We start from the raw sequence: 12608 nt of genomic DNA on the forward strand, positions 1-12608 counted from the left end.
GTGAACCTTATGCCCCATCGTGCCCACCTGTTTTCCCTGCGCCTTGGACACGCCTTTCGCCAGAGCGTGCTGGAAGAGCCCTACAGCCGCCGCCGTCTGGCCCGGGACCTGATGGCGGGGCTGACCGTGGGCATCATCGCCATTCCCCTGTCCATGGCGCTGGCCATTGCCAGCGGGGTGGCGCCGCAGTATGGGCTGTACACCGCGATTATCGCCGGCTTTGTGATTGCCCTGACCGGCGGCAGCCGCTACAGCATCTCCGGACCGACGGCGGCGTTCGTGGTGATTCTCTACCCCATCGCCCGGGAGTTTGGGCTGGGCGGGCTGCTGCTGGCTACCCTGATGTCCGGCGGGCTGCTGGTGGTGATGGCCGGTCTTCGTTTGGGGCGTTTGATCGAATACATTCCCGAATCCGTCACCCTCGGCTTTACCGGGGGTATTGCCGTGGTGATCGCGACATTGCAGGTGAACGACCTGCTGGGCCTTGGTCTCACCGGCCTGCCCGAGCATTACTGGGGCAAGGTCGGCGCCATGACCGTCGCGTTACCGGATAGCCATCTGCCCAGCCTGGCCGTGGCGGCCGCGACCCTGGCCACGCTGCTGGGCTGGCGGCGCCTGGGCACGCCGGTACCGCCGCACCTGCCGGCGGTGCTGGTGGGCACCGGCCTGACCCTGTGGCTGAACGCCGGCGGCGCCGGCATCGACACCATCGGCTCCCGTTTCCACTACCTGCTGGCGGACGGCCAGAGCGGCAACGGCATCCCGCCGGTCCTGCCTGCGCTGGTCTGGCCCTGGCAGCAACCGGGACCGGACGGGGCCCCGCTGGTGCTGTCCTGGGATCTGCTCAGGGCGCTGCTGCCGGCGGCCTTTGCCATGGCCATGCTCGGGGCCATTGAATCCCTGCTGTGTGCCGTGGTGCTGGACGGCATGACCGGCAAACGCCACAGCGCCAACAGCGAGCTGCTGGGGCAGGGTGTCGGTAACCTGCTGGCGCCGTTCTTCGGGGGCATCACCGCCACCGCCGCCCTGGCCCGATCCACCGCCAACCTGCGGGCCGGGGCGGAATCCCCGGTGGCGGCCATGGTGCACGCCGGCGTGGTGCTGCTGGCGCTGGCGCTGCTGGCCGGCTGGCTGTCCTATCTGCCCATGCCGGCGCTGGCAGCCCTGCTGCTCATGGTGGCGTGGAACATGAGTGAAGCACCCAAAGCGGTGCACCTGGTGCGGACCTCGCCCCGGGGCGATGTGCTGGTGTTCCTGCTGTGTTTTGGCCTGACCGTCACCATGGACATGGTGGTGGCCATCACCACCGGGGTGCTGGCGGCGTCGGTGCTGTTCATGCGGGACATGGCCCGAATGACCAAAATCACCGACGTCACGGAGCGGCCGGCGCTGGTGCCCGGGCCGCTGCCCGGGGGCTGGCGGGTCTACCGGATCAACGGCCCGCTGTTCTTTGCCGCCGCCGACCGCATCTTCGGCGAGCTGGCGGAGTTGAGCCGGGAGGCAAAGGGCATCGTGCTGATGATGGATGGTGTGACGGTGCTGGACGCCGGCGGCCTGTCGGCGCTGATTCGCCTGCTGGAGGCCTGCCGGCGGTCGGGCACGGAGGTGGTGATCACCGACCTGCAGTTCCAGCCCCTGAAGACCCTGGCCCGCGCCGGCGTGCGGCCTGAACCGGGTGTCAGCGAGTTTTTCCCGAGCCTTGAGGAAGCGGTTCGGTCCCTGGCTTGCCGGGGCTGATTCGGGCGATGGGCTGCATTCATCAAGAAAATGCCGGGAATACAGAATATAAATTTCAATTATAAATTCGTAGCCACTACAGTAACGCTTACTGTCAGCGAGCCGCTCAAAAAGTGAGCAGGTTGTTGGCTCCGTGACCGGCCCCCGGGCCGCACGACTCCACACGTGACCGGAACACCAACGCACAAAGGATGAGACCCATGCCGTACGCCAAAGACGTTGACCAGATTGCGTCCCTGCTCAAGCAGCACCCGACCTGGAACGCCATCAACCCGAAGCATGCCGCCCGCATGCGCGCCCAGAACAAATTCAAGACCGGCCTGGACATCGCCAAGTACACCGCCAAGATCATGCGCGAAGACATGGCGAACTACGACAAGGACACTTCCCAGTACACCCAGTCCCTGGGCTGCTGGCACGGCTTCATTGGCCAGCAGAAACTGCTGTCCATCAAGAAGCACTTCGGTACCACCAAGCGTCGCTACCTGTACCTGTCCGGCTGGATGGTCGCCGCCCTGCGTTCTGAGTTCGGCCCGCTGCCGGACCAGTCCATGCACGAGAAGACCGCGGTTTCCAGCCTGATCGAAGAGCTGTACACCTTCCTGCGTCAGGCCGATGCCTGGGAACTGAACCACCTGTTCCGCGCCCTGGAAGACGCCGAGAACGCCGGTGATACCGCCAAGGCCAAAGAGATTGAGCAGCAGATCGACAACCACGAGACCCACATCGTGCCGATCATTGCCGACATCGACGCCGGTTTCGGTAACGCCGAAGCCACCTACCTGCTGGCCAAGAAGATGATCGAAGCCGGCGCCTGCTGCATCCAGATCGAGAACCAGGTGTCTGACGAGAAGCAGTGTGGCCACCAGGACGGCAAAGTGACCGTTCCCCACGCCGACTTCCTGTCCAAGATTAACGCCGTACGTCTGGCGTTCCTGGAGCTGGGTGTGGACGACGGTGTTATCGTGGCCCGTACCGACTCCCTGGGCGCCGGCCTGACCCAGAAGCTGGCCGTCACCGATGAGCCGGGTGACCTGGGCGACCAGTACAACAGCTTCCTGGACGGCGATTACATCGAAGACGCCTCCGAGATCAACAACGGCGACGTGGTGATCAAGTCCAACGGCAAGCTGATGAAGCCCAAGCGTCTGCCCTCTGGCCTGTTCCAGTTCCGTCCGGGCACCGGCGAAGACCGTGTGGTTCTGGACTGCATCACCAGCCTGCAGAACGGCGCTGACCTGCTGTGGATCGAGACCGAGAAGCCCCACGTCGGCCAGATCGCGTCCATGGTCAACCGCATCAAGGAAGTGGTGCCCGACGCCAAGCTGGTCTACAACAACAGCCCGTCCTTCAACTGGACCCTGAACTTCCGTCAGCAGGTGTTCGACGCCTGGAAGGAAGAGGGCAAGGACGTGTCCGCCTACGACCGCGCCAAGCTGATGAGCGAAGAGTACGACAACACCGAGCTGGGCCAGCTGGCCGACGAGTGGTGCCGGAACTTCCAGCGTGACGGTTCCCGTGAAGCGGGTATCTTCCACCACCTGATCACCCTGCCGACCTACCACACGGCAGCCCTGTCCACGGACAACCTGGCCAAGGGTTACTTCGGCGACGAAGGCATGCTGGCCTACGTGGCGGGTGTACAGCGTAAGGAAATCCGTCAGGGCATCGCCACCGTCAAGCACCAGGACATGGCCGGTTCCAACATCGGTGACGACCACAAGGAGTTCTTCGCGGGTGATGCGGCCCTGAAGGCCGGTGGTAAAGACAACACCATGAACCAGTTCGGTTAATCGACCGGTTCCAGTGTTACCCGGGTGCCGCCAGGCACCCGCTCCTCAGAGCCCCGCGCAACCCGGTTGCGCGGGGCTCTGTCGTTTCCGACGTTCGGCTGACACATTGCGTTCTGCCGCAGACGGTTGATACGCGGGGTGAATCCTAGTGTTGGCACGGCCATGGCCAAAGCCGGTGTTTCAGCCCTGAAACACCGGTGTCTTGCCAGGCCCCGCCCGGCGGCCTGCGAAATCCTGAAACCCTTTTAAAAACAATGGAGTGCATTTTCTCGTCAGAAGCTGGCACGGAAGTCGCTGAAGCATCTACGTGGGACCGTGCCTGGAAGGATCCGAGTTGTGCCGGCGACGGTACGGACGCCCGGAACGCCAAACTGACAAAGGGAATGACACCATGAACACCAGAAAATCACTGCTTGCCGCTGCAATTGCCCTGGGCCTTGGCCTGTCCGGTGGCGTCTACGCCGATCTGGGTGGTGACGGCAGCCCGAACGTGAACGCCGATGAAGGCTCCGGCAACACCAACTCCGGCAACGACAGCTCCACCAACACCAGCACCGCCACACAGACCGACAGTAGCAGCCACAGCTACACCAAGAACGAGACGGAGGTGGAGGATTCCTACAACACCGACAACAGTGCCCGTTCCTACAGTAAGACCGAAAACGAGTCCTACACCAAGAACGAAACCGAGGACTCGTACAACACCGACAACAGCGCACGCAATTACACCAAGACGGAGACCAGTACCGACGACTCCTACAACACCGACAACAGCGCGCGCAATTACACCAAGACCGAAACGGAAACCGACACCGAGGATTCCTACAACACGGACAACAGCGCACGCACGTATACCAAGAACGAGACCGAGGACTCCTACAACTCGGACAGCAGCACCGCAGTGGATGACTCGTACAACACCTACACCAAGACCGAGACCGAAAACGAGGACTCCTACAACACCGACAGCAGTACCAACACCCTCAACCTGGACATGAACGCGTTCATGAACACGGCGGAGCTCAACGGCAGCGTCTCCGGTGTGAACGTCACCTACGGCATGGCCGAGGGCCGGAAGTCCTACACCGAGGTCCGCAACAGCAACGAGATCTCCGGTGGTTCCGCCAACTTCACCGGGGTCGGCGCGTTCGCCCAGAACGCCGGCGTGGGTGGGGTAACCCAGGCCAACATCAGCGTGATGTCCAACCTGACCGCAGGCGGCAGCAACTGATGACGGCCGCCGGCCTGCCACGTTGGTGGCGGGCCGGTGACCGCCGGGAGGCGTGTCATGGCAATCGTCATCAGACCAGGGCTGAAGGGACCGCGCAGGCGGATCCCCCGGGCGTTGGGCGAGCGTTGGGGCCACCGTTGGGGGCATGGATGTTTGCTGGGCCTGTTACTGGCCGGCCCGGTGACCGCCGGTGAGTTTCCGGTGCTGGCGCCGATGAACACGGACCAGCTGGCGGAAGCGTCCGGCCGGCAGGGACTGCCGGTGCAGTGGCAGCTTAATGAGGCCGAGCAGAATGCCGCCGTTGGCAACAACGTGCTCAGCGGCACGGTCATCACCGGTGACAACCGCATTACCGACCACGCGTTCGAGAACATGAACGGCATCGCCACGGTGATTCAGAACACCGGTAACCAGGTGGTGATACAGGACAGCACGCAGATCAACGTGCTCATCAACCGCTGACAGGGACGAGGGAAGGAGGTGGGCCATGGTGTCAAACGGAACAGCCCGGCCCGGAACCGGCGCCCGAACGGGTCTGGCCCTGGGGCTGGCGATTCTGCTGGCGCCCTGGCCACCGGCCGAGGCCGGCACCGTCAGCGTGCCCGGATTGGCCGGCGGCCTTGAGGTCTCGGTCACCAGCTTCCAGGCCCGCCGCTTCAGCAGCGTGCTGCGCCAGCAGTACGATTTCAGCTGCGGCTCGGCGGCGCTGGCTTCGCTACTGAGCTATCACTACGGCGATCTCGTGTCCGAGCAGGACGTCTTCTCCGGCATGCTGGCCCGGGCCGACCTTGAAAAAGTCCGGCGCGAAGGTTTCTCCATGCTCGACATGAAGCGCTACCTCGAACACCGGGGTTACCAGGCCGACGGGTTCCGGCTGCCACTGGCGCGGCTGCGGACCGACGTGCGGCTGCCGGTGATTGCGCTGCTGACCCTTGAGGGCTATCGCCACTTTGTGATCATCAAGGGCATCAGCCCCACCGACGTGCTGGTGGGCGATCCGGCCCGGGGTCTGAAGGTGTTTCCGCGGGAGCAGTTTCAACAGGTCTGGGACGGCGCCGCCCTGCTGATCCGCAGCCATCTGGATCAGGGGCGGGCCACATTTTCGGCGCAGGGGCCCTGGCCCGATGTTGTGCCGGCGCCACTGGCAACGGCACAGGAGGGCCCTGCGGTGGGCCACAGCCTGCCGGTCTGGCGTTCGTCCATGGAATGGTAAAGGAGAAGGGAGCAACCATCATGATTCCCAAAGGCGTAAGGAAACCAGCCGTCGCAGCGCTGTGGGCGCTGCTGGTCAGTGGCGGCGCACAGGCTACGTTTCCGGCATCCGGAGGTGGCTTGGCGAACCTCGGGCAGCCGCTGGCGGAGGGCCAGCTGGACCGGCTGCGGGGCGGCTTTGTGACCCTGGACCGGCTCAACATTGCCATCGGCCTGGAGCAGCGGGTGGCGGTGAACGGTCAACTGGTGGTTTTGAACCGGCTGGTGATTCCTGATCTGAGCCAGCTGGGCCGCGCCCCGGCCCGCCCCGGCGCCCCGGTCTCGGGCGCCCGCGTCGAGCAGGTGACGGTGCCGGCAGCCGGAGTGATACCGGTGGCCGGACGACCTGACACGGCCGGCGCACCGGGGGACAGACCGGCGCCTGCCGGAGCCCCAGACAACCCGCCGGCCAGCGGGCCTGCCAGTCGCCCAGTCACAGCCCCGGCAACGGCCCCGGTCCAGGTGGTTACCGGCGGAACCTCGCCGGCCTCCGCCCGGGCCCTGTCCGATGTGCTCGGCCGGGCGGTGTCCGTGGGCGTCGTCAGCGGTATGGACGCCGGCCGCTGGACCACGGTGATCCAGAACCGGTTGGACGGCACGGTGATCCAGAACCTGCAACAGCTCAACATCCGCCTGGATAACCTGGGGGCCGCCTACCGCCTGCCTGTTGGTGTCCGCGACACCCTGCCGATCCTGCCGTAACGGGGTTTCCGTTACAGGTTGATCGGCACCCGCAGGGTAATTTCGGTGCTCGGGGCGCTCTCGGTGACCCCGACACCGACCGACAGGGAGAGGCTGGTGTCTGCGGTCAGCCGCTGGGACAGGCCAAACGACAGGGTGCCCACCTGCAGCCGGTCGAAGGTGGCGTCCAGCAGATCGTTGCCGTACTGGATGTCGGTCTTCTGGATGATCGAGTGGTCGTAGCTCAGGCTGAACGAGGTGCGCTCGTTGAAGGCAAAGCCCATACCGAAGCCGAACCGGATCACGTCCCCCGGGTCCACCACGCCGCCGTTTTCAATGCCCTCGTCCTCTTCCTGGGTCCACACGTAGCTGAGGTTGGCGAACAGCACCGCCGGGTCGGACGGGTAGATCATGGTCACCCCGGGTTCGTAGGCCCAGGTGCCCGAGCCGGTCGGCCGCTCCGACAGCTCTACGCCGATGGGGTTGCCCTGGCTGTCCCGCAGGGTCCGCCGGTCGACGTCGTAGGGGCCTTCGCCGGTCGGCGCCTTGATGCGCAGGGCCGCAATCAGGTAAGGCCAGCCGGCCAGACCATCGTTGATCTGATAACGCAGGGCCAGTTCCACGTCGCCCAGTCCGTCACCGGAGGATTCCCTGAGGGTATCCACCGGCGTGCCCTGGAACGCCTCCCGCTCCCGCAGGTCTTCGCTGATGCTCAGGTAGGGCACTCTCAGCGAGGTTTCAAAGCGGCTGGTCCAGCCGTACTTGGCGGTCAGCGCGCTGACCATCACGTCCCGCTGGATCTGCGATACGTTGATCAGGCCCACCAGCAGGGCAGGAATCACGGTGTAGCCCTCCACGGCCACCTGGGTGGAGGTGCTGTGGGCGTAGGAGAAGGACGGCTCCAGGGTAAACCGTCCGGGGGAGGTGACGATGCCCCGATCCTGGGTGATGGACGCAATGTCCGTGGCCGTGGTGCGGGCGGTGTCTTCCTGGCCGACCGTGCCGGGGCCGGCCGAAGAACCGGCCGCCGCCTCCTGGGCCCGGACGGTCAGAGGGCTGAGGGCGGCGACGGCAGAGCCAAACAGAACAGCGGAAAACGCAGTGGACCGAATCATGGGTCACCTCCGGTCTGGGTTGTGGGTGGATGTGTGGCCCAGCGGGTGCATTTGGTAGCGGTGCATCAGCCGGTACAGGGACACCCGGGAGATCTGCAGCAGCCGGGCGGCTTCGGACACGTTCTGGTTGGCCAGGGACAGGCTAAACAGAATGGCCTGCTGGTCCGCCCGGGCACGGACGTCCGCCAGGGTAAAACGCGGATCCTCCGGCAGCGGCGGCAGGCCCAGGTCCTCGGGGGACAGGCAGGTGCGCTGGCACAGCAGCACGGCACGGCGTACCCGGTTGTGCAGTTCCCGAAGGTTGCCCGGCCAGGTGTGCCTGGCCAATGCCAGGCGGGCGCCGGCGGACAGCCGCAGCCCCTGCCCGCCGGCGGCGTCCAGGGCCTGCCGGGTCAGCAGTGGCAGATCCTCAAGCCGATCCCGCAGCGGTGGCACCGTGATCGACAGGCTGCCGAGGCGGTAGAACACGTCGCTGCGGAAGTCGCCCCGGGCCAGCCGTTCATCCAGGGGCCCGGAACAGGTGGCCAGTACCCGCACGTCCACCGCTACCGGTTGCCGGGCGCCAACGGGCTCAATGTGCCCATCTTCAAGGAATCGGAGCAGGGCAGACTGCTGGGCCAAGGACAGTTCATCCAGGCCCGCCAGCACCAGGGTGCCCCCATTGGCGGCGAGAATGCGTCCTTCCCGGGCGTTCAGGGCGTGGGTGAAGGCACCGCGCTCGTGCCCGAACAGTTCGCTCTGGGTCAGGGACTCGGGCAGGGCCGCACAGTTGATGACCACCAGGGGCCCATGGCGGCGGGGCGAGTGCCGGTGTAGAAAGCGGGCGACAGCGCCTCGCCCGGTGCCCGGCTCGCCGTAGATCAGTACCCGTTCGTCGGTAGCCGCCAGCCGCCGCATCAGGGCCCGGGCCCGGGTGATGGCCGGTGAACGGCCCGCGAGCGGGTCCGGCCCGTCCGTGGCGACGGTATCCTGTCCGCTGACGTGGGTGGCGTGTCCAGCGGGCTGGGTGTGGGGGCCCGTGGCGTGGGTGGTCGCGTAGGGCGCGGTCAGCGCCTGCATGCCCCAGAGGTGGCCCAGGCTGAGTTCCAGCCGGTGGAGATCCGGCGGCAGGGTGTGGAAATCCTGGCAGTAGTCGCCGATCAGCCGGCAGATCCGACTGCGGGTGCGCTGTTCCGGTGTGATCAGTGCGAGCCAGGCCGACACCGGTAGGGTTTCCATCCAGGCGGCCACACGCTCGAGGGACTCGTTGCCCAGGCCGGCCAGCAGGCATACGCCGACGGGCCAGGGGCCCTCGCCGGGGGCCGGAGGCAGCGGGTGGTCGAGGACGCGCACGGGCAGCAAGCGCCATCCGGGCAGCGCTTCCGGGCTCATGAGTCGGGAAGGGAAGTCCGCTGACAGCCAGACGAGCGGTCGTTTGTTGTCCATGGCCTTTGCTCCGCAAAGAATGCCTACAACCGACAGCTAATGGCAGCCAACGACTCGCTGGACCTCCATTTTGGCAGGCCCCGGGCGCCGGGGTATGGGCCAGCAGTTTCTGTACCAGAGTGGGAAATGTGCGGCCGCCTCGACAGTTGCAGGGTGGGTGTAGCTGGCCTCGGTGACGGAACTGTCAAATACCCTGACAGTTCCGGAACGGACGCCGGCGAGCCGGATCCGCCAGGCGGCCGTAGATACTCGCCGACGACCGAGAAGTTCCACGACGCCTGCCCGGCTTCTGGTAGCCTGTCGGACAGGCCAGGAGGAATCCGTGGCCCGGATGCTGACGCCGATCGACCGAGGTGAACCTGCCCCATGACCGAGAATACCCCGAGCGCCGATACCCTGAACGCCGGCATTGAGCACGCCGATGATCCGCGCATTGACGCGGTGCGATCCCGCCTGCTGGCTGAACTGGCCACCACCCGGCGGCGGACCCTGGCGCTGATTGAGTCCCTGCCGGAGGACCGGTTGTCCGTGCCCTATCATCCGGGGGTGAATCCGCCGCTGTGGGAAATGGGTCACGCGGCGTTCTTCTACGAGGTGTTCGTGTTTGGGCTTCTGGATGGCACCCCCAGCATGGATCCGTCCATGGACGACCTGTGGGACTCTTTCCACGTGGCGCACCGGGACCGCTGGCGGCGCGATCTGTTCCCGGGGCGGGCCGATACGCTGCATTACTTCAGCACGGTTTACGACCGGGTGGCGGAGCGCATCCGTACCCAGCCGCTGACCGATCAGGCGCTGTACCTCTACCGCTACGCCATATTCCACCAGAACATGCACATCGAATCCCTGATCTGGTGCCGACAGACCGTGGCCTATCCGGCCCCGCCGGACTGGGTGGGGGATCGCCCGGCGCCCGGTGATCCGGTGGACGGGGATGTCACGGTGCCCGCCGGTCGGTGGCGCATCGGCATGCCCGGTGCATCCGCCGCTTACGCCACCGACGATTTTGCCTTTGACAACGAAAAGCCCGGCTTTGACGTCAGCCTGGACGCCTTCCGCATCAGCCGCACGCCGGTCACCAACCGGCAGTTCCAGGCCTTTGTGGACGACGGCGGCTATCGTCGGCCGGAGCTTTGGTCGTTCGGGGGCCGGGGTTGGCTGGCGGCGGAGCAGGATGTTCGCCTGGTGCACGGGGCCTCCGAGCCCCTGTTGCGGGCGCCCGCTCACCCCCTTTACTGGCGCTGGCACGAGGGCCAGTGGCAGGAGCGGCGGTTTGACCGCTGGCAGCCGTTGAACCCGGACGCGCCGGTGTGCCACGTGACCTACTGGGAAGCCGAAGCCTGGTGCCGATGGGCGGGCCGGCGGCTGCCGACGGAGCGGGAATGGGAGGTGGCGGCGCTGGGTAACGCGCTCGGTGACGTCTTCCGGCGATACCCCTGGGGCAACGACAGGCCGGAGCCCCGGCATGCGGACCTGGACGGCCGCACCCTGGCGGCCAATCCGGCCTGGGATTATCCCGACGGTGACAGCCCGTTCGGCTGCCGCCAGATGATCGGCGGGGTATGGGAGTGGACCAGCGGCCAGTTCCTGCCCTACGACGGCTTCGCAGTGGACATGTACCCGTTCATGTCCACCCTGCAGTTTGGCGACCACAAGGTCACCCGGGGCGGCAGCGGGGCGACCTCCTCCAACCTGATCCGGGGCACTTACCGGCAGGCCTACCTGCCGGAGCGCAACGACGCCTTTACCGGATTCCGGACCTGCGCGCTCTGACGCCGGCGAATCAGTCGGCGGTCTGGCGCTCCATGACGTGGCTGGCCAGCGCCACGCCGGTTTCGTTCATGGTCAGGTAGGCATCGTTGGCGCCGGCCTCCCGGATGCGGGTGGCTTCATCGGCGAACATGGTGTGGGCGACGATGTAACCGCGGAAGCCCAAGGCTCGCAGCGCCTGGGCGGCAATGACTTTGCCTTCGATGTCCGGCATGGCCAGGATGACCGACTGCAAGTGGGGCATGTGCAGGCCGTGCCAGAACGAGACGTCTTCGGCGTCGGCAAACACCACGTTGCGGCCCTGGCGCTGGTGGGCTGCGGCCTTGGCGGGATCGGAATCGAGGCCCATCAGGTCGGGTTCGTGCTCGCTCAGCCAGTCGTAGGCGGCGGTGCCGGTGCGGCCCATGCCCATGATCAGCACGGCCGTGCGACCCAGCGACAGAGGCTGCTCATCCGGGTGGCGGTGCCGGCTCTCGAACCGGTCGAGGCGTTGCCCGAACCGCTCATACAGGCTGTGGGACAGCCGGTTGGCCGGCGCCGAAAGGACAAACGACAGGGCCACGGTGATGGCCAGGGGCACCAGCCAGTCGGGCAGGGCGACGCTGGCGACAATCAGGCCGAACTCGCTGTAGTTGGTCAGCGCCAGGGCGCTCAGAAAGCTGCTGCGGGCTCGCAGGCGGAAACCCACCAGCAGGGCGAAGAACAGCAGGCCCTTGAACGCCAGCAGCACGCTGGCCGCGAGGGCGAACCACAGGGCCTGGGCATCTGGCAGGCCGCCAATGCCGATCTGCAGGAAAAACCCCACCAGGAACACTTCCTTCACGCTCCAGAGGGATTTGGCCAGCTCCTGGGCCCGGGGGTGGTCCGCCAGCATGGCACCGAACACCAGCGCGCCGAGTTCCGAACTCAGGCCCACCGACTCAAAGCCGAAGCCCCCCAGCACCAGCGCTAGTAACAGCCCTAGCAGCACCAGCAGCTCGTCGTGGCCACTGGCGTCCAGCAGCCGGAACAGCACCGGCCGCAGCAGGGGCAGGCCAAATACCACCAGTGCCCATTCCGACGGCGTGTGGCCGCCGGCCAGGCTCATGACCCCCAGGGCAATGAGATCCTGCATGACCAGGATGCCAATGGTGACCCGGCCGTGGAAGGCGCGCAGCTCCCGCTTGGATTCGAGAACTTTGGCGGCCAGGACCGTGGAAGAAAACGACAGGGCGATGGCCAGCATCACGGCACTGGTCCAGTCGAGATTCATCAGCAGGTGCAGGGGCGGCGCCAACACCAGGCCGGTGATGGCAAAATGCAGGAGGCTCCCGCCAATCACCTCCGGGCGGAGCAGAGAGGTCAGCTTGAGCTTGAGCCCCACCGTGAACAGCAGCAACAGGACGCCGAGGTGGGCGATGTGGCTGAGCACCGCGGTATGCCCGATATCGAAGCCGTAGCCGGCCGCCAGGCCGCTTAGGACGAAGCCGCCCGCCAGATAGCCCACCAGGGCCGGCAAGCCTGCAGCCCGCGCCAACAGACCGAGGCCAAAGGCAAAGGAGATCCAGAGGGCTTCCGGCATGGACGAGGTCCTTTCGCTTCCGTCAGTCCGTCCTCAGAAGCAGC

The 12608-nt window shown here is 66.0% G+C and carries 10 protein-coding genes; 7 read left to right on the forward strand and 3 right to left on the reverse strand.

Going from position 1 to position 12608, the window contains the following annotated elements; all coding sequences use genetic code 11:
- The first annotated feature begins 9 nt into the window (after nt 1–9).
- From dauA to V3388_RS01655, 6 genes are all read left to right on the forward strand, one after another.
- A complete protein-coding gene (gene dauA / locus V3388_RS01630) occupies nt 10–1737 on the forward strand; it encodes a C4-dicarboxylic acid transporter DauA (RefSeq protein WP_336365773.1) in 1728 nt (575 codons plus the stop codon).
- 200 nt (nt 1738–1937) lie between these two features.
- Complete coding sequence (locus tag V3388_RS01635) at nt 1938–3530, forward strand: isocitrate lyase (RefSeq protein ID WP_336365774.1); 1593 nt, start codon at nt 1938–1940, stop codon at nt 3528–3530.
- A gap of 391 nt (nt 3531–3921) precedes the next feature.
- On the forward strand, nt 3922–4761 hold the full coding sequence (locus V3388_RS01640; RefSeq protein WP_336365775.1) for a dentin sialophosphoprotein: 840 nt from the start codon (nt 3922–3924) through the stop codon (nt 4759–4761).
- Nucleotides 4762–4818: 57 nt separating this feature from the next.
- Entirely contained in the window at nt 4819–5223 is a 405-nt protein-coding gene (locus V3388_RS01645; RefSeq protein WP_336365776.1) for a hypothetical protein, read from the forward strand.
- Nucleotides 5224–5248: 25 nt separating this feature from the next.
- Nucleotides 5249–5974, forward strand: coding sequence for a C39 family peptidase (locus V3388_RS01650; protein ID WP_336365777.1), 726 nt, complete (start codon nt 5249–5251; stop codon nt 5972–5974).
- 20 nt (nt 5975–5994) lie between these two features.
- Entirely contained in the window at nt 5995–6714 is a 720-nt protein-coding gene (locus V3388_RS01655) for a hypothetical protein (protein WP_336365778.1), read from the forward strand.
- Between the two features lie 11 nt (nt 6715–6725).
- Here V3388_RS01655 and V3388_RS01660 read toward each other — a convergent pair whose 3' ends face one another.
- Both V3388_RS01660 and V3388_RS01665 read right to left on the reverse strand, forming a co-directional pair.
- Nucleotides 6726–7808, reverse strand: coding sequence for a transporter (locus V3388_RS01660; protein WP_336365779.1), 1083 nt, complete (start codon nt 7806–7808; stop codon nt 6726–6728).
- A gap of 3 nt (nt 7809–7811) precedes the next feature.
- Nucleotides 7812–9233 carry a sigma 54-interacting transcriptional regulator gene (locus tag V3388_RS01665; RefSeq protein WP_336365780.1) on the reverse strand — a complete coding sequence of 474 codons (1422 nt, stop codon included), beginning with the start codon at nt 9231–9233 and terminating at the stop codon, nt 7812–7814.
- Nucleotides 9234–9599: 366 nt separating this feature from the next.
- Between V3388_RS01665 and senA the strand changes: the two genes are divergently transcribed.
- Nucleotides 9600–11006, forward strand: coding sequence for a selenoneine synthase SenA (gene senA, locus V3388_RS01670; protein ID WP_336365781.1), 1407 nt, complete (start codon nt 9600–9602; stop codon nt 11004–11006).
- 10 nt (nt 11007–11016) lie between these two features.
- Here the strand turns inward: senA and V3388_RS01675 are convergent, their stop codons facing one another.
- Complete coding sequence (locus V3388_RS01675) at nt 11017–12564, reverse strand: cation:proton antiporter family protein (RefSeq protein WP_336365782.1); 1548 nt, start codon at nt 12562–12564, stop codon at nt 11017–11019.
- Between the last annotated feature and the right edge of the window lie 44 nt (nt 12565–12608).

The sequence above is a fragment of the Marinobacter sp. C2H3 genome (assembly GCF_037080155.1).
In the GTDB taxonomy this organism is placed as follows: Bacteria; Pseudomonadota; Gammaproteobacteria; order Pseudomonadales; family Oleiphilaceae; genus Marinobacter.

Bases quoted from the DNA above. Each gene is read 5' to 3' on its own strand.
- dauA (WP_336365773.1), top strand. From the start codon at position 10: ATGCCCCATCGTGCCCACCTGTTTTCCCTGCGCCTTGGACACGCCTTT.
- V3388_RS01635 (WP_336365774.1), top strand. From the start codon at position 1,938: ATGCCGTACGCCAAAGACGTTGACCAGATTGCGTCCCTGCTCAAGCAG.
- V3388_RS01640 (WP_336365775.1), top strand. From the start codon at position 3,922: ATGAACACCAGAAAATCACTGCTTGCCGCTGCAATTGCCCTGGGCCTT.
- V3388_RS01645 (WP_336365776.1), top strand. From the start codon at position 4,819: ATGGCAATCGTCATCAGACCAGGGCTGAAGGGACCGCGCAGGCGGATC.
- V3388_RS01650 (WP_336365777.1), top strand. From the start codon at position 5,249: ATGGTGTCAAACGGAACAGCCCGGCCCGGAACCGGCGCCCGAACGGGT.
- V3388_RS01655 (WP_336365778.1), top strand. From the start codon at position 5,995: ATGATTCCCAAAGGCGTAAGGAAACCAGCCGTCGCAGCGCTGTGGGCG.
- V3388_RS01660 (WP_336365779.1), bottom strand. From the start codon at position 7,808: ATGATTCGGTCCACTGCGTTTTCCGCTGTTCTGTTTGGCTCTGCCGTC.
- V3388_RS01665 (WP_336365780.1), bottom strand. From the start codon at position 9,233: ATGGACAACAAACGACCGCTCGTCTGGCTGTCAGCGGACTTCCCTTCC.
- senA (WP_336365781.1), top strand. From the start codon at position 9,600: ATGACCGAGAATACCCCGAGCGCCGATACCCTGAACGCCGGCATTGAG.
- V3388_RS01675 (WP_336365782.1), bottom strand. From the start codon at position 12,564: ATGCCGGAAGCCCTCTGGATCTCCTTTGCCTTTGGCCTCGGTCTGTTG.